22 protein-coding genes are annotated in these 21578 nt (G+C 58.9%); 7 read left to right on the forward strand and 15 right to left on the reverse strand.

From position 1 onward, the window contains the following. Nucleotides 1-66: 66 nt before the first annotated feature. Complete coding sequence (locus tag LC334_RS13140; RefSeq protein WP_223412985.1) at nucleotides 67-234, reverse strand: hypothetical protein; 168 nt, start codon at nucleotides 232-234, stop codon at nucleotides 67-69. Between the two features lie 62 nt (nucleotides 235-296). Here LC334_RS13140 and gcvA point away from each other — a divergent pair, with 62 nt between their 5' ends. Then, entirely contained in the window at nucleotides 297-1247 is a 951-nt protein-coding gene (gene gcvA / locus LC334_RS13145) for a transcriptional regulator GcvA (protein ID WP_085800866.1), read from the forward strand. Here the strand turns inward: gcvA and LC334_RS13150 are convergent. The 3 genes from LC334_RS13150 to LC334_RS13160 all read right to left on the reverse strand — a co-directional run bounded on the left by LC334_RS13150 (nucleotide 1244) and on the right by LC334_RS13160 (nucleotide 2508). Beyond that, nucleotides 1244-1414 carry a YdcH family protein gene (locus LC334_RS13150; RefSeq protein WP_085800865.1) on the reverse strand — a complete coding sequence of 57 codons (171 nt, stop codon included), beginning with the start codon at nucleotides 1412-1414 and terminating at the stop codon, nucleotides 1244-1246. The two genes, gcvA and LC334_RS13150, sit on opposite strands and share 4 nt — an antisense overlap. Nucleotides 1415-1529: 115 nt before the next feature. Continuing rightward, nucleotides 1530-2300 carry a tRNA1(Val) (adenine(37)-N6)-methyltransferase gene (locus LC334_RS13155; RefSeq protein WP_085800942.1) on the reverse strand — a complete coding sequence of 257 codons (771 nt, stop codon included), beginning with the start codon at nucleotides 2298-2300 and terminating at the stop codon, nucleotides 1530-1532. Further along, nucleotides 2293-2508 carry a putative signal transducing protein gene (locus LC334_RS13160; RefSeq protein WP_085800864.1) on the reverse strand — a complete coding sequence of 72 codons (216 nt, stop codon included), beginning with the start codon at nucleotides 2506-2508 and terminating at the stop codon, nucleotides 2293-2295. The genes LC334_RS13155 and LC334_RS13160 overlap by 8 nt, the downstream gene beginning before the upstream one ends. A gap of 56 nt (nucleotides 2509-2564) precedes the next feature. Here LC334_RS13160 and LC334_RS13165 point away from each other — a divergent pair, with 56 nt between their 5' ends. Next, on the forward strand, nucleotides 2565-3566 hold the full coding sequence (locus LC334_RS13165) for a polyprenyl synthetase family protein (RefSeq protein WP_085800863.1): 1002 nt from the start codon (nucleotides 2565-2567) through the stop codon (nucleotides 3564-3566). Between the two features lie 108 nt (nucleotides 3567-3674). On the opposite strand, the gene LC334_RS13170 is transcribed toward LC334_RS13165, so the two are convergent. The 4 genes from LC334_RS13170 to LC334_RS13185 all read right to left on the reverse strand — a co-directional run bounded on the left by LC334_RS13170 (nucleotide 3675) and on the right by LC334_RS13185 (nucleotide 8887). Then, entirely contained in the window at nucleotides 3675-4505 is an 831-nt protein-coding gene (locus LC334_RS13170) for a 4-(cytidine 5'-diphospho)-2-C-methyl-D-erythritol kinase (protein ID WP_085800862.1), read from the reverse strand. Continuing rightward, entirely contained in the window at nucleotides 4492-6207 is a 1716-nt protein-coding gene (locus tag LC334_RS13175; RefSeq protein WP_085800861.1) for a tetratricopeptide repeat protein, read from the reverse strand. Before LC334_RS13175 ends, LC334_RS13170 begins: the two co-directional genes overlap by 14 nt. Before the next feature lie 108 nt (nucleotides 6208-6315). Beyond that, nucleotides 6316-7950, reverse strand: coding sequence for an electron transfer flavoprotein-ubiquinone oxidoreductase (locus LC334_RS13180; RefSeq protein WP_085800860.1), 1635 nt, complete (start codon nucleotides 7948-7950; stop codon nucleotides 6316-6318). A gap of 130 nt (nucleotides 7951-8080) precedes the next feature. Continuing rightward, nucleotides 8081-8887 (reverse strand): DUF2927 domain-containing protein, encoded by an 807-nt coding sequence (locus tag LC334_RS13185; RefSeq protein ID WP_085800859.1) that lies wholly within the window; start codon nucleotides 8885-8887, stop codon nucleotides 8081-8083. 372 nt (nucleotides 8888-9259) lie between these two features. Here LC334_RS13185 and greA point away from each other — a divergent pair, with 372 nt between their 5' ends. Next, nucleotides 9260-9730, forward strand: coding sequence for a transcription elongation factor GreA (gene greA / locus LC334_RS13190; RefSeq protein ID WP_085800858.1), 471 nt, complete (start codon nucleotides 9260-9262; stop codon nucleotides 9728-9730). Further along, entirely contained in the window at nucleotides 9723-10763 is a 1041-nt protein-coding gene (locus LC334_RS13195) for a hypothetical protein (protein WP_085800857.1), read from the forward strand. The genes greA and LC334_RS13195 overlap by 8 nt, the downstream gene beginning before the upstream one ends. A gap of 173 nt (nucleotides 10764-10936) precedes the next feature. Here the strand turns inward: LC334_RS13195 and LC334_RS13200 are convergent, their stop codons facing one another. From LC334_RS13200 to fabD, 3 genes are all read right to left on the reverse strand, one after another. Continuing rightward, entirely contained in the window at nucleotides 10937-11170 is a 234-nt protein-coding gene (locus LC334_RS13200; RefSeq protein WP_085800856.1) for an acyl carrier protein, read from the reverse strand. A 420-nt stretch (nucleotides 11171-11590) separates the two neighbouring features. After that, nucleotides 11591-12328: a 3-oxoacyl-[acyl-carrier-protein] reductase gene (gene fabG / locus LC334_RS13205; RefSeq protein ID WP_085800855.1), complete on the reverse strand. Its 738-nt coding sequence runs from the start codon at nucleotides 12326-12328 to the stop codon at nucleotides 11591-11593. A gap of 58 nt (nucleotides 12329-12386) precedes the next feature. Next, nucleotides 12387-13331: an ACP S-malonyltransferase gene (gene fabD, locus LC334_RS13210; protein WP_085800854.1), complete on the reverse strand. Its 945-nt coding sequence runs from the start codon at nucleotides 13329-13331 to the stop codon at nucleotides 12387-12389. Between the two features lie 178 nt (nucleotides 13332-13509). Here fabD and LC334_RS13215 point away from each other — a divergent pair, with 178 nt between their 5' ends. Then, entirely contained in the window at nucleotides 13510-14745 is a 1236-nt protein-coding gene (locus LC334_RS13215; RefSeq protein ID WP_085800853.1) for a cytochrome b/b6 domain-containing protein, read from the forward strand. Between the two features lie 132 nt (nucleotides 14746-14877). On the opposite strand, the gene LC334_RS13220 is transcribed toward LC334_RS13215, so the two are convergent. Continuing rightward, nucleotides 14878-16263 (reverse strand): PepSY-associated TM helix domain-containing protein, encoded by a 1386-nt coding sequence (locus tag LC334_RS13220; protein ID WP_085800852.1) that lies wholly within the window; start codon nucleotides 16261-16263, stop codon nucleotides 14878-14880. Between the two features lie 70 nt (nucleotides 16264-16333). Next, nucleotides 16334-16720, reverse strand: a complete 387-nt coding sequence (locus tag LC334_RS13225; protein WP_139836408.1) for a hypothetical protein — start codon at nucleotides 16718-16720, stop codon at nucleotides 16334-16336. A 236-nt stretch (nucleotides 16721-16956) separates the two neighbouring features. On the opposite strand from LC334_RS13225, the gene LC334_RS13230 reads away from it, so the two are divergent. Both LC334_RS13230 and LC334_RS13235 read left to right on the forward strand, forming a co-directional pair. After that, nucleotides 16957-17670 (forward strand): metallophosphoesterase family protein, encoded by a 714-nt coding sequence (locus LC334_RS13230; protein ID WP_085800941.1) that lies wholly within the window; start codon nucleotides 16957-16959, stop codon nucleotides 17668-17670. A 99-nt stretch (nucleotides 17671-17769) separates the two neighbouring features. Next, complete coding sequence (locus LC334_RS13235; RefSeq protein WP_085800851.1) at nucleotides 17770-18945, forward strand: acetyl-CoA C-acyltransferase family protein; 1176 nt, start codon at nucleotides 17770-17772, stop codon at nucleotides 18943-18945. A gap of 14 nt (nucleotides 18946-18959) precedes the next feature. Here the strand turns inward: LC334_RS13235 and pbpC are convergent, their stop codons facing one another. Both pbpC and LC334_RS13245 read right to left on the reverse strand, forming a co-directional pair. Continuing rightward, complete coding sequence (gene pbpC, locus LC334_RS13240; RefSeq protein ID WP_085800850.1) at nucleotides 18960-21008, reverse strand: penicillin-binding protein 1C; 2049 nt, start codon at nucleotides 21006-21008, stop codon at nucleotides 18960-18962. Next, nucleotides 20995-21573, reverse strand: a complete 579-nt coding sequence (locus tag LC334_RS13245) for a putative glycolipid-binding domain-containing protein (protein WP_085800849.1) — start codon at nucleotides 21571-21573, stop codon at nucleotides 20995-20997. The genes pbpC and LC334_RS13245 overlap by 14 nt, the downstream gene beginning before the upstream one ends. Nucleotides 21574-21578 lie beyond the last annotated feature (5 nt).

Genomic DNA, 21578 nt, shown 5'->3' on the forward strand with positions numbered 1-21578 from the left:
GACGTCATGAGAAAGGGCCGATTCACGCAACCGGCCCTTTCCGTTTTCCAAGCGCGCTTGCAACGATCACTCGGAAGAATGTGGCTTTCTGAACCAGCGCCAGATTTCTTTTAGTGCATCACTTCGGGCCTGATGGGCGGCGCGGATGGCGTCTCGGGTGCGGGCATTTGATGGTGCTTCGATCATGTCGACCTCCCAGTACTTCAGTGTTACTTTACTGAATTCAATATGCATCGATTTTTTTAAGCCTACAAACGAGACTTTATGCGCTTTCACTTAAGTGATACTTAACTGATATGAGTGACCGCTTTCCCCCATTGACCGCTCTGCGTGCCTTCGACGCCGCCGCACGGCATATGTCGTTTCAGGAGGCGGCGTCAGAGCTGAACGTCACCCCCGCTGCCCTGAGCTTTCAGATAAAATCATTGGAGGAGCATTTCGGCGGTCCGCTTTTCATCCGCCGCAACCGCGCCGTCGACCTGACCGAAGCGGGCCGCGCCCTGGCCCCCGGCGCACGAGACGGGTTCACGACATTGGCGGCGGCCTGGCGCAGTGCCCGCCGTGTGACCGATCACGCCTCGCTGACAATCACCACCGGACCGTCTTTCACCGCCGTCTGGCTGGCCCCCAGGCTTTTCAGCTTCGCGCAGGCCAATCCCGATATCGAACTGCGTTTCAGCGCCAGCCTGACCCTGGTCGATCTCACACGGTCTGAAGTGGATATCGCCATTCGCTTTGGCTATGGGCCTGACAGCCCGGATGTGCACGCCGAAAGCTTTCTTGACGACTGGGTTACACCGATGATGTCACCCGATCTGGCGCAGCGCTATGCCTCACCCACTGACCTTGCCGATGCCTCGCTGATCCACCAGGACGACATCAGATTTCTTGATCCGCCCTGTGACTGGCCCGCCTGGTTTCGCGCCGCTGGTCTGCCGTCGCGGGATTGGACAGGCCAACGCTATTCGCAGGCCGACCACGCCATCGATGCGGCGATCTCTGGGGCAGGTGTCATTCTCGGACGCGGTGCGCTGGCCGCAAGGGCATTGGAACAGGGTCAACTGGTCGCGCCCTACCGCACCGCTCTGAAAACCATTGCGAACTATCGTATCATTTGTTTGAAAGGGGCCGAACATCGACCCCAGATCGTCGCCTTCCGCGACTGGCTGACAGAACAAACCAATAGTGTTGCGGACCTTGCCCGCAAACACGATCTGATTGATCTGCGCGACGTTTCGTCAGATTAGGCGTTGACGGATAGTCGCGTTATTTCCTCTTTCAGCCTTAGCTTCTGCTTCTTGAGTTCTGCGATTTCCAGGTCACTTGAGCCCGGTGCGCGCTGCGCTTCTTCAACTTGGTTCGAGAGAGATTGATGTTTCTTCTTCAGTTCCTCAACATGCGAACTCAAGCTCATGGGCGTTCTCCTCTCTGAAATTTTGCCTAGCCTAGACAGTCGATCACAAATTCTGCCACCTGTCACGCTGCAAGCGCAGCATAATCGAAAAATATCTACTTCAAGTTGAATTTCCTTATTGCGAAAACTGCAAGGCTGCGCCGTCTCTTAACACGCAAGCCGTTGCATTGGTGTAATTTTCGCGGTCGCCCGGGTGGCTGTTCCCTTCGTGCAAAACCCAACCATGATGCAATTTGAAATCGGCGCGACCACCCTTGCGGCCCCGCAACAAAATCAGCCGTGCGGTGCGACCCGGACGGGGAATCAGCGGTAGGGCTTCCAGACTGCCCAGATGTGATGCCATCGCACTCAACAGAGCGGGCATGCGTTCAGCGCGCTGGATGACAGTGACTGTGCCCTTTGGGGCCACTCTTTTGGCCGCCGAGGCAATCCAATCGGCCAATGGCGTGTCTTCCCCCAAAGCCGCCTCGCGCCCGGCGTCCTGGGCGCGCGTCCCGGTGCAGCGGTCGAAATAGGGCGGATTGGCGATGACATGGCTGAACTGACGCTGGGTGATACAGGCGGGCATCTGTTGCAAATCACCGTTCACAATTTCGGCACCCAACTGGTTCAGCGCCGCATTCCGCCGAGCCAGATCGGCATAACTGGGCTGAAGTTCCAGGCCGGTCAACGACAATCCAGGTACCCGGCGCCCCAGACATAAAAGCGCCGCGCCGGCCCCGCAGCCCAGGTCCAGCACCGTGTCACCGCTCGCTGCGGGCACGCTGGCGGCCAGCAAAACCGGATCAATACCGGCCCTGTAGCCGCTTTTGGGTTGAATAAGCTGCAACTTGCCGCCCAGAAAGCGATCGGCACTCAGTTGATCCTCAGGCCAGACCTCAGCCATCCAATTCGAATCCATTGTCCTTGAGTGTCCGGGCCGCACGATCAAAATCATCCTCGCGCACCATCAACCGCCGCGGGAAAATACCTATCGACCCTTCGAGCACACTCATATTTACGTCCATTTCAAAGCAGTCTATACCCTCGCCCTGAAGCAGTGCTTGGGCGAACGCAATTAATGTGGGGTCGGTTGTGCGCAATAGCTGTTTCATAGTCGATGACATAAGGGCACCGCGATCTGTTTGTCGAGCGGTGTGACAGGAGTGTGATGGGTTTGGACCACGCTGCGACAAAGCCGCATGAAAAACTGGCGGCGCATCTGGCAAACAAGTTGGACCAGGTTAATACCCTGATCCGAGCGCGCATGGAATCTCGGCACGCCCCGCGCATCCCCGAGGTTACCGCACATCTGGTCGAAGCCGGCGGCAAGCGCCTGCGCCCGATGCTGACCCTGGCGGCGGCGGATATGTGCGGGTATGGCGGCGATTTCGACGTTCACCTGGCTGCAACGGTCGAATTCATCCACACGGCGACCCTTCTGCATGACGATGTGGTGGACGAAAGCGCGCAACGGCGCGGGCGACCCGCCGCCAACCTGCTTTGGGATAATAAATCAAGCGTATTGGTTGGAGATTATCTGTTTTCCCGCGCCTTCCAGTTGATGGTCGAAACCGGATCGCTGAGGGTTCTCGATATTCTTGCCAATGCGTCGGCCACGATTGCCGAAGGTGAAGTACTGCAATTGACGGCATCCCGTGATCTTGCCACCAACGAAGCGATCTACCTGCAGATCGTGCGCGGCAAGACCGCCGCGCTGTTTTCTGCGGCGACGGAAGTCGGAGGCGTGATCTCAGGTGTATCCGAAGATCAGGTGCAGGCCCTCTATGACTATGGCGACGCGCTTGGGATCGCCTTCCAGATTGTTGACGACCTGCTCGACTATCAGGGTCAAAGCACGGCGACCGGCAAAAATGTCGGAGATGATTTCCGCGAACGCAAACTGACCCTACCCGTGATCAAGGCAGTTGCAGAGGCCAGTGAGGACGAGCGCGCCTTCTGGACCCGTACCATCGAAAAGGGCCAGCAGCGTGACGGGGATCTGGACCACGCCCTCGAGTTGCTTGAGCGCCACGACGCGCTTGGGCGCACCCGCCAGGATGCGAATGTTTGGGCTGACAAGGCAAAATCCTCGTTGAACCGTTTGGCGGATCACCCGGTGCGCCAGATGCTGCTCGATCTGACCGATTTCGTGATCGCACGGGTTAGCTGACGCAGGTCGGGACGTGACGCCGGGCCGTGCAAAGCAAGAATGAAAGGTAGTTTCAGGCCGTGCTGGACCAAATTGAGGCCACCTGACTTGACACCCAATCCCCTGAAGTCACCCGTTGAGGCGCGTTGCAGCCACCCACCAGCCCGGATAATCCTGCCGCAATCGTCCGGCGGCGGAGGCTGCGGTTTCCGCATCACCATAAATCCCAAAACACGTGCCGCCCGAGCCAGACATCCGCGTGATCAGACAGCCAGGCGTAACCGCAAGCGTGTTGAAGACATGTTCGATGATCGGCTCGGCCTCAATCGCGGCCTCCTGCAAATCATTGCGCATCTCGCTGAGCCAGGAGATCAGCTCGCGTGACGAAGCACCGCGTGGCAGGTCATCAGGCATCGGCGCGTTGTTGTGATTGCGCAGGCGTTTGAACACCTCGACGGTCAGCACCGGCAGTTTCGGGTTGACCAGCACCGCATGCAGCGCGGGCAGATCGGGCACCGGATTAATCTCGTCGCCAATACCCCGCATTCGCGCGGCGCGGCCATTCATGCAGACCGGCACGTCCGCGCCGAAGGCCAGCAGATCATCCGGCACCGGCTTACCGCTGATTTCCGACAGGGCGCGAAACGTCGCCGCTGCGTCGCTTGACCCGCCACCAATACCCGCGGCATGCGGCAGGTTCTTCTCAAGCTGAATATTGGCCGAGACTGCCATCGCATCGGCAGCCCGCGCCACCATGTTGGTGCGATCCCGCGGCAAACCGTCGGCCATCGGCCCCTTGATGATCATGATCGGCGTATCCGATGGCCGAACGGTGATACGATCACCCACATCGGCAAACATCACCAGCGAATCCAGCAGATGATAGCCGTCCGGGCGTTGCCCGGTCACGTGTAGCGTCAGGTTGACCTTTGCCGGCGCGAATTCCTTAACCACCGTCATCGACAACCTTCAGAGGCGCACTGCCTTCTTCCTTGAGGACTTCATCCAGACCGACCTCCAGCTTCCGACGGATACGATCAGCCTCGACGTCCGAACTGGCCTCGCCTTCACTGACGAACGACAGCGCCCTATGCCACTGAAACTCCGCCTCCTGATAGCGGCCCACCGCCCACAGAACATCGCCCAGATGGTCATTTACAACCGGATCGACAGGCTCCAGTTCGGCGGCCCGCTCCATATGTCCTACCGCTTCGTCGTACCGGCCCAGGCGATAGAGCACCCAGCCCAGACTGTCGATGATGTAGCCGCTGTCTGGCCGCGCCGCGACGGCGCGTTCTATCATGTCCAACGCCTCATCCAGATTGATGCGCTTTTCGACCATGGAATAACCCAGATAGTTCAGCACCTGCGGCTGCTCCGGGCTCAGTTCCAGCGCCTTGCGGAAATCGGCTTCGGCGTCCTCCCACTCATCCAACCGTTCATGGCTGATGCCGCGGGCGTAATAGACGAACCACTGATTGTTATCGCGCTCCTCATATAGCGCTAGCGCCCTGTCATATGCCGCGGCGGCCTTTTCAAACTGCTCCAGCTGACGATGAAGATCACCTGTCGAGACATGCACAATCGGCAGGTTGCCATGCGATTGGGAAAGCTGTTCCAGCACCTCGATGGCAGCGTCGGCCTTGTCAGAGCGGCGCAGCGCTTCCGCGCGACCCAGTTCTGCAATATAGTAGGATGGATGATCACGCGGCACCCGACGATAGGCCGTGGTCGCAAGTTCATGCCGTTCAAGCGTTTCCAGCAATTCGGCCGTCATGATGACGGCATCGACATTATCCGGCGTCAGATACTCGGCCACGCGGGCATAGAGCAGCACGTAATCTTGTCCGGCATCGACCTGAAGCGCGCGACCGAGAGAGAAAAATACTTCGGACACCCCGTCACGCGCACCGCTGATGACGCTGAAGGGCAGTCGCTCGTCGGCAGCAAGTCGTTCACGAAGCTCGGTTATTTCGGGATCCATGTTACCGCCAAAGACCTCGTCGATGACAGCAACTGCCTCGTCGTTATGTTCAAGCTGGCTCAGCACCTGTGCCCAGGCCATAGTGCCGCGTCTGGTGCGCTGCATCGGACCTTCGGCGTCGCCCGAGAATATCGCTTCGGCGCTTTCGAAATCACCAACCGAAGCCAGCGCCAGCGCCTTGTGGTAATTTGCGAAACTGTGCAAGCCGCGTTGATCGGCAACCTTGTCGAAAAGCTCGAGCGCGGTCTTCATGTCGCCCTGACCCATATGCGCCCAGGCCGCGATCAACCCGTCGCCAAGCTCTCCGATGCCCCGATTTCTATCGATGCGGTCCAGCAGCTCGTCATAAGCCTCGCGACGCCCCTCATCTGCAAACAGAACCATGTGGGCCACCTGGCTTAGCAGGTCAGCATCCTCAATCCGCTGCGCAACGGGCAGGGCCTTTTCAAGCTGTCCGAGACCGACATAAGCCGCAATGGCATTTTCCATGAGTGCCGGGTTCGACGGATCCTTGGCCAGGGCGCGGGTAAAATGCTCGGCGGCGGCAGTGAAATCATTCTGGAACCGCGCCTGGCGCGCCGCCAGATAGGCGCCCACGGCCTCGTCGGCATGGGGCGGGCCGGTTGGCAACTGCAGCGCAGCGGCCAGAACGGCAATGGAAAGGGATCTGAGTTTCACGTGTGCCTGCCTCTGGGATTGCTCAGTCAGCAAACTAGTGTGATAGCGCTCTCAACGCAATGCGGGACAGCCTTTTTGCCGCCCCGCAAGCGAGAAATCACGCGCCTTTTACATGTTGGGATAATTCGGCCCATCACCGCCCTGCGGTGTCACCCAGTTGATGTTCTGGCTGGGGTCCTTGATATCGCAGGTCTTGCAATGCACGCAGTTCTGAAAGTTGATCACGAATTTGTCGTCGACCACTTCATACACGCCCGCCGGGCAGTAGCGCTGCGCCGGTTCAGCGAATTTCGGCATGTTGACTGACATCGGAATATTCGCGTCTTTCAACTGCAGATGGGCGGGCTGGCTTTCCTCATGATTGGTCATCGAGAAGCTGACATTGGTCAGCCGGTCAAAGCTAAGCTTGCCATCGGGCTTGGGATAATCGATCGGCTTGTGGGTGCTGGCCTGTTCGGTCGCCTCGGCATCGGTCTTGCCGTGTTTGAGCGTGCCAAAAAGGCTGAAGCCCAGCGTGTTGGTCCACATGTCGACCCCGCCCAGCATCAGGCTGGCCAGCAATCCGTATTTCGACCAGAGCGGCTTGACATTGCGCACCTTCTTCAGATCCTCGCCGATCGAACCGGTCCGCACCTCGGCTTCATACTCACTAAGCTCGTCACCCGACCGACCACCTTCGATGGCGGCATGGGCGGCTTCGGCAGCGGCCTTACCGCTAAACATCGCGTTGTGATTGCCCTTGATGCGCGGCACGTTGACCATGCCCACCGAACACCCCAGAAGCGCGACGCCGGGCGCCACCATCTTGGGCATCGACTGGAAACCACCTTCAGAGATCGCTCGTGCACCATAGGCCACGCGTTTACCGCCCTTCAGCAGCTCCGCCACCATCGGGTGGTGCTTGAAACGCTGGAATTCCATGTAGGGGAAAAGATGCGGGTTGCGGTAGTTCAGGTGCACCACGAAGCCAACGTAAACCTGATTGTTCTCAAGGTGATAGATAAAGGACCCACCACCGGCATTGCTGCCCAGAGGCCAGCCCATCGTGTGGGTTACCGAGCCTTCCTTGTGCTTGGCCGGGTCGATCTCCCAGATCTCTTTCATGCCCAGCCCGAATTTCTGCGGCTCCTTGCCTTGTGAGAGATCGTATTTGGCGATCACTTCCTTTGATAGGCTACCCCGGACGCCTTCACTCAGGAAAACGTATTTGCCATGCAGTTCCATCCCCGGCTCGTAATTGGGGCCGTGGCTGCCATCCGCCTCTTTCCCGAACTCGCCCGCGACCACGCCCTTGACGCTGCCATCGTCACCGTAAACGATTTCCGAACAGGCCATGCCGGGGAAGATCTCGACGCCCAGTTCCTCGGCTTGCTCCGCCATCCAGCGGCAAACATTCCCCATCGAGACAATGTAGTTGCCGTGATTGTTCATCAAGGGCGGCATCGGGAAGTTGGGAATACGGATTTTGCCCGCCTCACCCAGCATGTAGAAATTGTCGTCCTTGACCGGCGTGTTCAGCGGCGCGCCTTTTTCTTTCCAGTCGGGAATCAGCGCATCCAGACCGCAGGGATCCAGCACCGCGCCTGACAGAATATGCGCGCCAACCTCGCTACCCTTCTCCAGCACGACGACCTGCCGTTCGGGATCAAGCTGCTTCAGGCGGATCGCGGCGCTCAGACCAGCTGGGCCTGCGCCCACGATCACAACATCATATTCCATCGTTTCGCGTTCGATCTCGGCCATTCTGCACGCTCCTCTCGGGCAAAAAGATTTGAGATTGGCTAAACCAGAGAGGCCGCCAATGCAATCGCGATGGCGCGTCAAACGATGTTACCAAAGGGAATTGGCGCGTTTCTCGTCACTATTGGCGGATTTACTGGCGTACCAGTGCTTCCGTGCCGAGGCTCGCATAGATATCAAGTACCTGATCAACCTCGTCGCCGTTGCGAATCCGCGGATCATAAAGCGCCTCCAGCAGCCGCTGGTCATAGTCGCGCGGCTTGTTTTCAGGCAGGTTGTCAAAGGTGAAATAGGTCGAATCCTGCGCATCGTTCATCAGCCCCATCGCCTGCACCATCTCTTCGTAGATGCAGGCCCTTTGCAGGTCAGGATTGATAGTAGGCGCAATCAGGATCGTGCCGAAATGAATGCTTTCACCATTGGAAAGCACCTTGAAATAGCAGGGGCCATCGCCCTGCACGTAGCTGCGTGTCAGGTTGCCCGTGAACCGTCCATAAGATGTCAGCGCGATGAAATGCGATGCCAGATGCGGCGACACCATGAAGACAAAGATATTCGCCGAAAGCTTCAGGTCCTGTTTCTGCGCGATCAGCAGATCCGAGGTCATCTGCCCTGTTCCAGTGTTGCGCGGGCTGTAACGCGACGCGGTGTAGAAACGCGGATCAAATCCCTCTTCGGTCAGGTTGACAAAGGTGGGTGGTTTAACCGGCAGGCCGGTCGCAGACGCAATGAAATCCGTCACCTCAGCGAAAGCTGACTGATCAACCGCCTGGTCGTGCACGACGACAAAGCGCGGCGCATAATGCCATTTCTTAACCGTATCTGATTTGGCGGTGACGATGATCCGGGCATCGCTCAGGTCGTCAGCAGCAGCATGGGTGCTACCCCATCCGGCCAAACTCAGGGCCGCGGTCAGTACAACACTCAACAACCTGTGCATCTGCAACCTCAACGATTTTACTTTGGCGAAAAATCGCCAAAAAAGGCGCTTATGTCAAATCACACTTGCCAGTAGTTTTGGAATTTTTCGTGATTCGAACGTAACGTCACTTCAACCGAAAGTTAACTTTTGTGTGATCGCCCGCAGAGCTGATGCGGTTCCGGCGCTCATAAAGACGCGGACGGCGGGACGCCGCTCTGCTCTGCCATATCTGGCAGGAAATAGCTATTTTGGCGGGAAAAACGACCTGATTGCGCCGTGGGTTCTCATCATCTATTGCATCCGCTGACCCGCTCGGGGCAATCTTGCGCGATGAATTACAAAGTTGACGGGGTCGCGCCACGACCCCTGACCTGACAGTGGACGACCAACATGGAAAAGATCCCAATGACCCAAGCGGGTTTCGACGCGCTTGAGACTGAACTGAAGCAGCTGAAATCGGTGGAACGCCCGGCAATCATCCGTGCCATCTCGGAGGCACGCGAACATGGCGATCTGTCCGAGAATGCCGAATATCATTCGGCCAAGGAAAAACAGTCCTTCATCGAGGGGCGAATCAAGGAACTTGAAGGCGTGATCGGTCTGGCCGAGGTCATTGATCCGGCAAAATTGTCGGGCACGATAAAATTTGGTGCGACGGTCACCCTGGTCGATGAAGACACCGATGAGGAAAAAACCTGGCAAATTGTCGGAGAGCATGAGGCCAGCATCGAAAACGGCCTTCTGAACATCAAATCTCCGATCGCGCGCGCGCTCATCGGCAAAGATGAGGGCGATAGCGTCGAAGTTCGCACTCCTGGTGGCGAGCGATCCTATGAGGTGCTAAAGATCGCCTATGTCTGATAGGCAAGCCGAGATGTCGAACCAAACAGAGACCCACCCAACGCCTCTGGGGATTTATGACAAGGCGCGCAAGGAACCGATCACCGGCATTGAGGTGATTGCGATTGCGCTGTCTTTGCTGTGGCTGCTTGGCACTGCCGTTTTCTTTCTGACGCTGGGGCCAGGCGAGATATCCGGAGCCTCAGGCAGTGCGCTGCAATTTGTCATGGTCCTGCTCGCGATTTTTATGCCGGTAGCGATGATCTGGGTGGCGGCGACGGCGGCTCGGGCAAGCCGTGTTATGCGCGAAGAAAGTCAGCGCCTGCAAACCTCGATCGACGCGATTCGCCGGACATATGTGGCGCAAAATCAGGGCCGCAACACCGCCTCCGAGCCGTCGGTCAGCAAGAAGCTGGATGAAATTGCCGCCGCGCAACGCAAAACCGAAAGCGCGCTGGCCACGTTTTCCTCGACGCGCCCGGCGGCCCCGGCACGGCCAGTGACGCCACAACCCGAAAGCAAGCCCGAAAATGACGGCCAGGTAGCCCTTCCGCTTGGCACCTCGGCCGAAGACATTCAACCACCCCCCGATCTTCCCGATTTCATTCGTGCGCTCAACTTCCCGGAAAACGCCGCTGACAAAGCGGGTTTTGCAGCGCTGCGCCGTGCGCTGAAAGATCGCGAAACCGCTCAGCTGATCCAGGCCGCACAGGATGTACTTACGCTTTTGTCCCAGGACGGTATCTATATGGACGATCTGCGCCCTGACATGGCGCGGCCCGAAGTGTGGCGCCGCTTCGCCGCTGGCGAACGGGGCCGGGCGATTGCCTCGCTAGGTGGTGTGCGCGACCGTTCCTCGCTGGCGCTGGCCGCGTCACGCATGCGCAGCGAGACGATTTTCCGGGATGCAGCACATCACTTTCTACGCCTCTTCGACCGCATGTTCACGCAGTTCGCAGAGACCGCAAGTGATGCCGAGATTTCAGAACTCTCCGACACCCGAACCGCCCGCGCTTTCATGCTGCTCGGTCGGGTGGCGGGAACGTTCAACTAGGGGCGCACACCGTCCGCCTGAACGCCGTGCAACCCGAAAGGCAACGCATGTACCAGACCGCGCGAAGAGGCAAATACCCGTATCCGCTCCACGGGGCTCGCAAAATTTGGTTCACCATAAAGTAAGGCCCCGCCAACCGGCAGGGCCTTGTCACGCGATTTGCGCGAAATGTCTTATGATGCGTCCGAGATGAACTTGACCGCGTCGCCGAAGGTCTGGATGTTTTCGGCGGCGTCATCGGGAATCTCGATGCCGAATTCTTCTTCGAAGGCCATGACCAGTTCGACCGTGTCCAGGCTATCTGCGCCCAGATCGTCAATGAAAGAAGCGTTCTCGGTCACCTTGTCCTCTTCAACACCAAGATGCTCAACAACGATCTTTTTTACGCGGTCTGCGGTATCGCTCATGTCATAATCCTCATAGTCTGTTGGGCATCATGGCCCGTTTTTCTGCACCCGCTCAGGTCGGGTAGCGGCTCTCATTTTTTGCCCTTCGGGCGGTTCTAGTCACCCGTTCCGGGCTGCCAACAGGCATGTTGCACATGCGACTTGGTCAATCTGCGCCGCCTATAACACATGGCGCGCCGTTGGCAAATGCTTTCCCAAATTGGTCAATCACGCAAGAATTGCAAGGGGGGCAGTTGGTATTTTAAGGGCGGCAAACACGGGCAAACACCTGCTACACATATGAAAACGCCGCTTTGTGGGCGGGAAAAACATATACTTGCATCGCATTGGTGGCAACGGCTGGGCCGGTTTTATCCCTACTCAACCGTCCGATGACGGCAGAATGCGGCTCACATTGATTCCCTGCCCGGACATGCGCGATCAGAGCATCGCCATCCCGCCATTCACATGCAACGTGGCGCCAGTCACATATCCGGCTTCGGAGCTCGCCAAATAAAGCACCGCCGCTGCAATTTCATCGGCACTGCCCATACGTGCGGCGGGAATCTGCGCATTGATCTTGTCTTTCTGATCATCCGTCAGCTTGTCGGTCATCGCGGTGGCTATAAACCCGGGCGCCACGGCATTAGCGGTGATCCCGCGGCTTGCCACCTCGGCGGCGATGGATTTGGTCATGCCGACCATGCCCGCCTTGGATGCCGCGTAGTTCACCTGCCCGGGGTTGCCCGTAGCCCCCACGATCGAGCTGATATTGATGATCCGGCCCCAGCGTGCCTTCATCATGGGACGCATCACCCCTCGGCACAGTCTCATCGTAGACGTGAGGTTTACATCGATCACGTTCTGCCATTCCTCGTCCGACATACGCATGAAGATCTGATCGCGGGTAATCCCGGCATTATTGACCAGAATATCAACCGATCCCATTGCCTCGGCGGCCTGCTTCGGCAGGGCATCAACAGCGCCCGGATCGCTCAGGTTGCACGGCAGCACGTGGGTGCGTTCTCCCAGTTCTGCGGCCAGCGACTCAAGCGGTTCGACCCGCGTGCCGCTCAGGGCTACCGTTGCGCCGACGCCATGCAAAGCACGCGCAATGGCGCCGCCGATGCCTCCTGACGCGCCTGTTACCAGCGCGCATTTTCCTGTCAGATCGAACATGTCCCGTGTTCCTCTCGTCAGTAAACTGTCCCAGTTATTTACTTTGCGCCGCTGCGGCTCAGGCGTTCCGCAGCGCCTCGGCAGCGGCCATGACCTCATCAGGCGTGCCAACCGTGCGGCTGGTCATATCGCGGTTGATCCGCCGCACCATGCCCGAAAGGGCCTTGCCTGCGCCAATTTCCCACACCTCATCGACACCCTGTGCCGACATGTACATCACCGATTCCCGCCACCGGACCGAGCCGGTAACCTGTTCCACCAACAAAGATCGGATTGTCGTCGGATCGCTGACATTCTCAGCCAGCACATTGGCAACGACCGGCACGTTCGGGTGCGAGATATCTACCCCGTCCAGTGCCTGCGCCATCGCCTCGGCAGCGGGCTCCATCAGCTCGCAATGGAAGGGTGCACTGACCGGCAGCAGCATCGCCCGCTTGGCGCCACGTTCCTTGGCAAGCTCAACCGCGCGTTCCACCGCGGCCTTGTGGCCCGAGACCACAACCTGCCCCGGATCATTGTCGTTGGCCGCCTGGCACACTTCGGCAAGTGCCGCATCTTTGGCAACTTCGCGAGCCGCATCAAAATCCAGCCCCAGCAATGCCGCCATCGCGCCCACGCCCACCGGTACCGCCTTTTGCATCGCCTCACCGCGAATGCGCAGCAGCCGCGCCGTATCGGCGATGCTCAGCGCCCCGGCTGCGGCCAGGGCCGAATACTCACCCAGCGAGTGCCCAGCCACGCAGGAGGCCGCCTCGATGGTCACCCCTTCGGCCTCCAGCGCACGCATCGCCGCCAACGAGGTCGCCATCAGTGCCGGTTGTGCGTTTTGCGTCAGCGTCAGCTCATCCTGATCGCCTTCCCAGATCAGCGTCGAGAGCTTCTCACCCAGCGCCTCGTCCACCTCGTCGAAAACGGCCCGTGCCTGGGGACAGGACTCGGCCAGTTCCCGGCCCATCCCGATGGTCTGCGCGCCCTGCCCCGGAAAAACGAATGCTCGGCTCATTTATCTTGTCTCCTTTTACTCTTTTTCCCCGATACCCCGCCTGCACGGCGGTGGCAACGCCGAAGCCCCTGCCCTGGCATCAGCGGCGCGTCGCTGCACGAAGGTTATGCGCAGGTTGCAATTGCCCCGCTGGCGCAATCAGCTACAGTCTAGCAGATCGCAATCAGGATGTGACGTGATGCCCTACAACAATTCGCCCACCTCCTATGGGTCTGTCACCAAGACCTTTCACTGGCTGACCGCATTGCTGATCCTGTCGGCCATTCCGCTGGGGATCATTGCCAGCAATCTGGCTCACGGGTTGAGGGATCCGTCCATCACCCCGGATGAGGCCACGTTGCAACTGACGGCAACACTGTTTTCGCTGCATAAAACCATTGGAGTGAGTGTCTTTTTCGTGGCCCTCGCCCGTATCCTCTGGGCTGTCAGCCAGCCCAAGCCCGGCCTGCTGAACGGCGATAACGCGCCCGAGGCATGGCTGGCCGAGACCGTTCACTGGCTGCTTTACGGCTCGCTGATGGCGGTGCCGCTGACCGGCTGGATACATCACGCCGCCACCACCGGATTTGCACCGATCTGGTGGCCCTTCGGCCAATCCCTGCCCTTCGTGCCCAAGAACGAACATCTGGCAGGTTTCACCAGCACACTACACTACACCCTGCAATGGGTCCTGGTGGGCGCAGTCTCGCTGCATATTATCGGTGCGCTGAAGCATCATGTGGTCGATGGAGATGCCACCCTGCGGCGCATGCTGCCCGGTTATGCGCCAGCACAGCCGACCGAACAGCAGCCCAACCATGTTCTGCCCTTCATCACCGCACTGGTGATCTGGGCCTCTGCCCTCGGCGGCGCGTCGATGCTGGGATGGTTTGCGCATTCTCATGCGGTGGTAGGGGATGCCGCTGCCGCACCCGAGCTGGCACAGGTCGAAAGTGACTGGCAGGTCGAAGAGGGCGCATTGACCATTTCTGTGCGCCAGATGGGGTCTGATGTTGCCGGCAGCTTTGCGGACTGGACAGCCGATATCAGCTATGACGAGGCCCCCGATGATATCGGCAGACACGGGAAGGTCGAGGTGACCATCGCCACCACCTCTCTGACGCTGGGGTCAATCGGTGAACAGGCCAAGGGCGCGGGTTATCTTGCGGCCAACACCCATCCGACAGCGCGTTTTTCAGCCGATCTGATGGCGCGCGGCAGTGGACATATGGCGGTGGGCACGCTCAGCATCCGCGACCAATCCGTCGCGGTCGAGATGCCGTTTGACCTGACAATCAACGGCGACACCGCAAGCGCCAGCGGGACTCTCAGCGTTGACCGCCGTGATTTCGGCATCGGCGCGGATGTCAAGGATGAGGGTTCTCTCGGCTTCGCGGTTGAGATCGCTTTCGAACTGACCGCCACCCGGCAATAGCTCCGCTTCCATCCCAGCGTCAGACTGCTTTGCGGACAAGGCCGGCTTGAGTTTTACCGCAGTGAATGCCGGCCTCGTCATTATTGGCGAAGTTTAGCAGGCGCGCCGGATCGGAGCGCACCGCCCTTCGGTTCACGTAAGGCTTTGGCGAAGCCTCGGCATTTTTGACAAAACCAACAGGTCAAGCGCCAGCACACTTAGCAGCGCAATCCCTGCCATCGGAAAGGCCATTGACACCCCAAGGCCAACCAGAACCGCACCCTGCCATAGCGGCATCTCTTTTGGCATAGGTGGCGCGGCGAGACGTCCCGCTTTAGTTGGCCGGCGTTTCCACCAGAGCACCACCGAACTTACACATAGAAACAGGACCGAAAGACAAACCAATGTATTGGCCAAGACGCTCCACAAACCGAGTGTTCCCATATGCAGCGCAATACCAACTGCCATCGCCTTGCCAGCCAAAGAATAGTCAGCATAGCGCACGTCCGCGAGGATTTTGCCGGTGTATTGATCAACATGCACCGTCCGGTCGGTTGTTGGTGCGGTGCTGTCTGTGCTCATCGAGTCGCGGCTGAGCGTCCAGACACCTGTGTCACCGGATGGCACGTTAAGCTGATAACGTGCTTCAAACCCAATCGCACGTGCCAACAGATCAATGCTATCAAGGGTCACAGAGCCAGAAACACCCGCGATACCCGCATCGCTGCCCGAGGCAGGCATCGGTGTCTGCTCCAATGCCCAAGGCACCTCGCGCCGGTCGTGATTCATGCTTGCATGTGTGTCATCTGAAAGAGGGACAGCATCCCATTTCTCCGCCGGGAACTGGCTCCAGGCCTGCACCATCTTGCCGCCCCAAATACCCGCCCAAGCAAGGCCAGAGATCAGGAAAAAGACTAAAAAAACGGACATCCAGATGCCCACCACTCCGTGTAGTGACTTCCAAAGAGAGCGCCCTGCGCCTAAGGTTGGCGTCAGTGCCCTGCGCCACCCTGCGTCTCGTGGCCACCACATATAAAGCCCGGTCGCGACAAGCATGAGGGCCAATGACGCTGCGGTTTCCAGCATTCGATCGCCCACCACGCCCAGCATGAGGTCACTATGAATGTTGTCGAGGAAGTCATACCAGCCGCTACGGCGTGGGAAGGTTTCGATCACCTGAGCGGTATACGGGTCAACGGCAACCATCGTTGCCTCGCCATCCGCATCAACACGAAACAAGGCCGCCAAATCATCGCGCCGGGGGGCGACATATTGCTTGAGCGTGCCGCCCGTAACCGCAGCCACCGCAGCCTCGGATTGGGACGAGACAGACAGCCCGATCTCTTGGGGGACAACTGCCGTCCGTTCTCCATCCCGCCCGTCGATCCAGGCAATCCACAGCATCATCATTCCAGTTAATGCGAGAATGGTCAGAAACGGGATTACGAACAGCCCAGCATAAAAATGCCAGCGCCACGCGGCGAAATAGATCTTGTTTGCGCTGCCCTCAGGCTGCGCGTCTGTATCGAAAATAGTCATTGAAGGGCTCCAAGCCTGATGAGCCGCATACGATTGGATGCGGCTAAGTTAAGGTTCTGATTGAATGAAATCAGGCTTGTGGTGGCGCGCGAACCAGCCGCGCAGGGTCGAGGCCTTGGCTTTCAGCAATGCGTTTTGCGACAAATCCAAAGATGAATACCTTTGGTGTACTCGTTGCGACTGTGTGACAGCCGCTCCCCAGCATGCCGAGGTGGTCGCTGATACGGCATGCTTCACAATCTATCAGAGGAGCGTTGCCCTCATCACCTGCTGTGCCGCAAATATCACTGAGGGATCCTCCCGCAGCAACATAGGCTACCAGTTCTGGAGACAGTGAAGGTTGCGCCGCCCGATGTGCGAAACCAATCGCGACCATTGCGAACATAGTCACAAAGATCAGGCAAAATTTGCATAAACTGATTGCGCGGCAAACCATAGAAAGACCTTTAGCAAGCATTAAATTTCTGCGCCAGAAGACATTCGCGACAGAGCAAAAAATTGTTGGCTTAGACTCGAACCGAGCCGAACGAGTTTCCTGCTTGAATGCCCAAAGCCGAGTTATTGCCAGACTGCGGGGTGACGACCATGGGCTTGTGGGAACAGACCATAACAACCACCCTATCTCACGGCAGCAAATAAACGCCCGTTGATTTTCTGGTGGACATTTCGCCATCACCCCGGCTCTTTATGCGCATGACCCAACCGCTCTACGTTATTCCGGATATACACGGCCAGCTGGCATCGCTCGAAGAGGCACTCTCGCGGATCAAGGCCGATGGTGGCCCCGACACCCGGATCGTTTTTCTGGGCGACTATGTGGACCGTGGCCCAGACAGCCGCGGCGTGATCAACACGCTGATCGCCGGGCAGGAAAACGGGCGTAAGTGGATCACGCTTCGGGGCAATCACGACCAGATGTTTCTGGATTTCCTCGAGCAGGGCAGGATCGACAACCCGCGGCTCAGCAAACCCGGCTATAGCTGGCAGCACCATCGTCTGGGGGGCGTCGAAACGCTGGCCTCTTACGACCTGTCCCGACCCGACCATGACGAGGCGTTGCAAGCTGTACCGGCTGCTCACCGCAACTGGCTGGCTGGGTTGCCGCTCTATCATCTCACTGACGATCTGCTTTTGGTGCACGCAGGTATCCGCCCCGGCATCCCGCTTGAAAAACAGTCGCCCGACGACCTTATGTGGATACGTGACGAATTTCACGCCCATACCGAGCCCTTTCCCTGGCTCATCATCCACGGGCATACGCCGCTGGACTACCCGGCGCATTTCGGCAACCGGATTGACCTTGATGGTGGCGCCGGGTGGGGCCGACCGCTATGGCCCGCGGCCTTTGAAGGGCGCGACTGCTGGGTGCTGACCGACGAAGGGCGCGCCGCACTACCTGCGCCCTGACAGATGTTTCAGACGGACGGGTGACGTAACATCACATTTGCAGGCCCGTAGCTTTGCGTTAGCCTTGGGCGACTCGTTCAGATTCCGGGGAGGTTTCCAATGACCGATATCGTTCTTCTAGATGGTGCGCGTACCGCAATCGGTACTTTCGGCGGCTCTTTGGCTGGGGTTCCCCCCAGCCAATTGGGCGCCATTGTCGCCCGCGAAGCGCTGGTGCGCTCTGGCGTCGAAGCTGGGCAGATTGGCCATGTGGTATTCGGTCACGTGATCAATACCGAACCACGCGACATGTACCTTTCCCGGATCGCCGCGATGGATGCCGGTATACCCGACACGACGCCCGCCATGAACGTCAACCGCCTGTGCGGATCGGGCGCGCAAGCCATTGTTTCTGCGATACAGAACCTGATGCTTGGGGATACGGATTTCGCCCTTGCAGGGGGCGCGGAAAGCATGAGCCGATCACCCTATATCGTACAGGACCAGCGGTGGGGGGCAAAGATGGGCGATATTCGCACGCTCGACATGATGCTGGGTGCGCTCAACTGCCCCTTTGGCACCGGCCATATGGGTGTGACCGCCGAAAACGTCGCTGCCGAACATGATATCAGCCGCGAGGATCAGGATGCCTTTGCAGCAGAAAGTCAGAAACGCGCCGCTGCCGCAATCGCGGCGGGGCATTTCAAATCCCAGATCGTGCCGATTGAGGTCAAGGTCAAGCGCGATATGGTTGCCTTTGACACCGACGAACACCCCAAAGCCACGACCATGGAAACGCTCGCCGGTCTGCGCGCGGTTTTCCAGAAGGATGGCACTGTAACGGCGGGGAATGCCAGCGGAATTAACGACGGCGCCGCAGCCGTGGTAATGGCCCGCGCTGAGGCCGCAGAGGCCGCAGGGCTGAAACCCAAGGCGCGCGTTCTGGGCTATGCGCATGCTGGTGTGCGCCCGCAGGTGATGGGCATCGGTCCGGTGCCAGCGGTCGAAAACCTGATGGCGCGTACCGGGCTGTCGGTAGATGATTTCGACATCATCGAATCGAACGAGGCTTTCGCCGCGCAGGCCCTTGCCGTCAACAAGGGGCTTGGTCTCGACGCCGCCAGGGTGAACCCGAATGGCGGCGCGATCGCCCTTGGCCATCCGGTCGGCGCGACCGGCGCCATCCTTACAGTCAAGGCGCTTTACGAGCTGGAGCGTATCGGCGGATCAAAGGCGCTGATCACAATGTGCATCGGTGGCGGACAGGGGATCGCGCTGGCCATCGAACGGATGTAATCCCATCTCCGCGCCTAGTCGACCCGCACCCTCACCCGGGCGGATCGGCCGGACGCGTCAATAACTGAAAGCGTTGAAAAACCTGCGGAAATGCCAGGCAGTAGCGCCTCTCGTCCGCGTGCGCCGATCAGAACCGGCGTGCCATTGGCCAGCCAGGTGAACGGCGGCTTGCCGTCACGCATCTTGACCGGCAGCGCGCCGTTAGCAGACAGCCTTGCGCCATCGGGGGGAAACACCAGTTTGGGTGCATCGGGCGCTGCCTCGAACACCGCATCACGGCCCGCAAAGCGCCGCAACGGGCGGGGCAATTCGGCCGTTGAAACAATCAAAGTTTCCGGCGGTGGCGGCGGTAACGGGTCAGGCTCGGATTTCAACCGCTGGAACGCCTTGAAAAGCACCGGAGCCGCCAGTTCACCCCCAAAGGCCCCCGGTACCGGTGTACCATCGGGCCGGCCGATCCAGACGCCCGCCACATGCGCCCCGTCAAACCCGACTGCCCAGGCATCGCGATGGCCATAGGATGTGCCAGTCTTATAGGCCAAACGCCCAGACGGCGCACCCGATGGCGGTGGCAGTGATCCCAAAATGCTCGAGACCTGCCATGCTGCGGATCGGCTGATGACCGTGGTTTTTGGTGCATCCGGTGGGTTTTCTGCCCGCCAATACAGCGGAACTGTTTCCCCGCCATTCGCGAAAACCGAATAAAGCTGGACAAGATCGTAGAGCGTTACGCCAACGCCGCCAAGCGCAACAGCCAGACCGGCCTGCCCACCCGGCACCTTCGCTTCAACACCGGCACGCTTCAGAGCGTTCATCAGATGCGCCGGACCAATCTCATCCATCAGCAGCACTACCGGAATGTTCAGCGATTGCCGCAGAGCATCCGCCACCGGCAATTCACCCCGGAACCGTCCGTCAAAATTCTGCGGTGCATAACTGCCAAAGGCGACCGGGCGATCATTAATCAGCGTATTCGGATGGGCTAGGCCCCGGTCGAATGCCATCGCGTAGACAAGCGGTTTCAGGGTCGATCCGGGCGATCGCAGGGCATGGGTCATGTCGACATAACCCTGACCACCGCCCGTCGCAGCATAGTCGCCTGATCCGACCGACGCCAACACCGCACCAGTGCGATGATCGGCCAGCACAATTGCAACAGACAGATCTTCAGGCAGGCCCTGCAACGTGGATTTCGCCAACCTTTCAAGGCTTTGCTGCAATTTTCGTTCGAGGGTCAGCTGATGTGTAACCGCCAGCGCGTCATTTGCACGTGCCTGATCGCTGAGATGCGGCGCCAGCAACGGGAACGGGCGGCGAATGCCGGGGACGGGCTCAGCCAAACCGGCGAGCGCGGCGTCTTCTGCAATGACAGTTTGCGATGACATTCGTGTCAGCACCCGATTCCGCGCCTCACGGGCCGCGTTTCTGTCGCGATCCGGACGACGTGCCTCGGGCGATTGCGGCAGGGCCACAAGCAGCGCTGATTGGGCCGGTGTCAGGCGACCAGGTTCCTTGCCGAACCACGCCAGGCTGGCAGCGCGCACCCCTTCCAGATTGCCGCCAAAAGGCGCGTGGGTCAGGTAGAGCGTCAGGATATCAGCCTTGCTCAATCGCCGCTCCAACGCCAAAGCGACCCGCATCTGACGCAGCTTGCCGCGCCATTTGCCGGTACCGCTTTCCTCAAGCAGCCTGGCCACCTGCATCGTCAGTGTTGACCCGCCGGAAACGATCTGGCCATGCCATATCGCTTGCGCCACCGCCCGCAACATCGCCCGCGCATCTATCCCGGGGTGTTGATAAAACCGCCTGTCCTCGTAGGCAATCAGCATGTCCAGATAGGTATGATCCAGCTGATCCGGGTGCACCGCCAACCGCCAACGCCCGTCGGCCACGGTGTAGACGCGCAGCATTTCCCCGTTGCGGTCGCGCACTTCAACCGACGTCTCGCTGATCAGTTGCGGTAATTCGGTAGCGTCAATCCAATTGTCAAGCACGTCCCGACTGAAGGCGAGCAAGAGCAGACAGATAGCCAGCGCAGCGAACAGACGGTCAAGTCGCTTCATGGGTCACCTCTCCTTCCCACACTCCCGGATACAGCGTCACGAAGCGGGAGTTATCGACCTGCAGCGTTGTTTTGTAACCAGTTTGTTCAGCAAGATATGTGACACGGCCGGGAAATTTTGTTTTCCGGTACTCCTGATGAAGCGGGCGCAATTCTGTGTCTGGATATTTTAGCCATGCGGCAGAAATTCTCACCCGGTCAGACGACGTTCCGGCAAGTTTCCAAAGCGGCATCACGTTTGTTGCTGGCGTGAAAGAAAAATCTATGAATTCCGAGTTAGCTACTTTGGGCTGCTGCACATCATTTAGCGTCCAGACATCGTTTTCACGGACAATCTGAAGCTTCACTTCACGTCCCTGGTGAACACCTGCCACATCCGCCCCAAGAGTGCTCCATTCCTGATCACATCGCACAACGTAATCCAATGCAGCAAAACCACTTTCATCGCGAAACCGCGCGTGTCCCACCAAAATCCAACCAACGTCGGTGCGAGCCAGCCTGCATGAATCGTCCCCCTCACGATCCAGCGCGCGCCATCGACACGAAGCAAAAGTATATCCTTTCATTTGCC

The organism is Roseovarius aestuarii, from assembly GCF_019966515.1.
In the GTDB taxonomy this organism is placed as follows: Bacteria; Pseudomonadota; Alphaproteobacteria; order Rhodobacterales; family Rhodobacteraceae; genus Roseovarius; species Roseovarius aestuarii.

Bases quoted from the DNA above. Each gene is read 5' to 3' on its own strand.
- LC334_RS13140 (WP_223412985.1), bottom strand. From the start codon at position 234: ATGCATATTGAATTCAGTAAAGTAACACTGAAGTACTGGGAGGTCGAC.
- gcvA (WP_085800866.1), top strand. From the start codon at position 297: ATGAGTGACCGCTTTCCCCCATTGACCGCTCTGCGTGCCTTCGACGCC.
- LC334_RS13150 (WP_085800865.1), bottom strand. From the start codon at position 1,414: ATGAGCTTGAGTTCGCATGTTGAGGAACTGAAGAAGAAACATCAATCT.
- LC334_RS13155 (WP_085800942.1), bottom strand. From the start codon at position 2,300: ATGGCTGAGGTCTGGCCTGAGGATCAACTGAGTGCCGATCGCTTTCTG.
- LC334_RS13160 (WP_085800864.1), bottom strand. From the start codon at position 2,508: ATGAAACAGCTATTGCGCACAACCGACCCCACATTAATTGCGTTCGCC.
- LC334_RS13165 (WP_085800863.1), top strand. From the start codon at position 2,565: ATGGGTTTGGACCACGCTGCGACAAAGCCGCATGAAAAACTGGCGGCG.
- LC334_RS13170 (WP_085800862.1), bottom strand. From the start codon at position 4,505: ATGACGGTGGTTAAGGAATTCGCGCCGGCAAAGGTCAACCTGACGCTA.
- LC334_RS13180 (WP_085800860.1), bottom strand. From the start codon at position 7,950: ATGGCCGAGATCGAACGCGAAACGATGGAATATGATGTTGTGATCGTG.
- LC334_RS13185 (WP_085800859.1), bottom strand. From the start codon at position 8,887: ATGCACAGGTTGTTGAGTGTTGTACTGACCGCGGCCCTGAGTTTGGCC.
- greA (WP_085800858.1), top strand. From the start codon at position 9,260: ATGGAAAAGATCCCAATGACCCAAGCGGGTTTCGACGCGCTTGAGACT.
- LC334_RS13195 (WP_085800857.1), top strand. From the start codon at position 9,723: ATGTCTGATAGGCAAGCCGAGATGTCGAACCAAACAGAGACCCACCCA.
- LC334_RS13200 (WP_085800856.1), bottom strand. From the start codon at position 11,170: ATGAGCGATACCGCAGACCGCGTAAAAAAGATCGTTGTTGAGCATCTT.
- fabG (WP_085800855.1), bottom strand. From the start codon at position 12,328: ATGTTCGATCTGACAGGAAAATGCGCGCTGGTAACAGGCGCGTCAGGA.
- fabD (WP_085800854.1), bottom strand. From the start codon at position 13,331: ATGAGCCGAGCATTCGTTTTTCCGGGGCAGGGCGCGCAGACCATCGGG.
- LC334_RS13215 (WP_085800853.1), top strand. From the start codon at position 13,510: ATGCCCTACAACAATTCGCCCACCTCCTATGGGTCTGTCACCAAGACC.
- LC334_RS13220 (WP_085800852.1), bottom strand. From the start codon at position 16,263: ATGACTATTTTCGATACAGACGCGCAGCCTGAGGGCAGCGCAAACAAG.
- LC334_RS13225 (WP_139836408.1), bottom strand. From the start codon at position 16,720: ATGCTTGCTAAAGGTCTTTCTATGGTTTGCCGCGCAATCAGTTTATGC.
- LC334_RS13230 (WP_085800941.1), top strand. From the start codon at position 16,957: ATGACCCAACCGCTCTACGTTATTCCGGATATACACGGCCAGCTGGCA.
- LC334_RS13235 (WP_085800851.1), top strand. From the start codon at position 17,770: ATGACCGATATCGTTCTTCTAGATGGTGCGCGTACCGCAATCGGTACT.
- pbpC (WP_085800850.1), bottom strand. From the start codon at position 21,008: ATGAAGCGACTTGACCGTCTGTTCGCTGCGCTGGCTATCTGTCTGCTC.
- LC334_RS13245 (WP_085800849.1), bottom strand. From the start codon at position 21,573: ATGAAAGGATATACTTTTGCTTCGTGTCGATGGCGCGCGCTGGATCGT.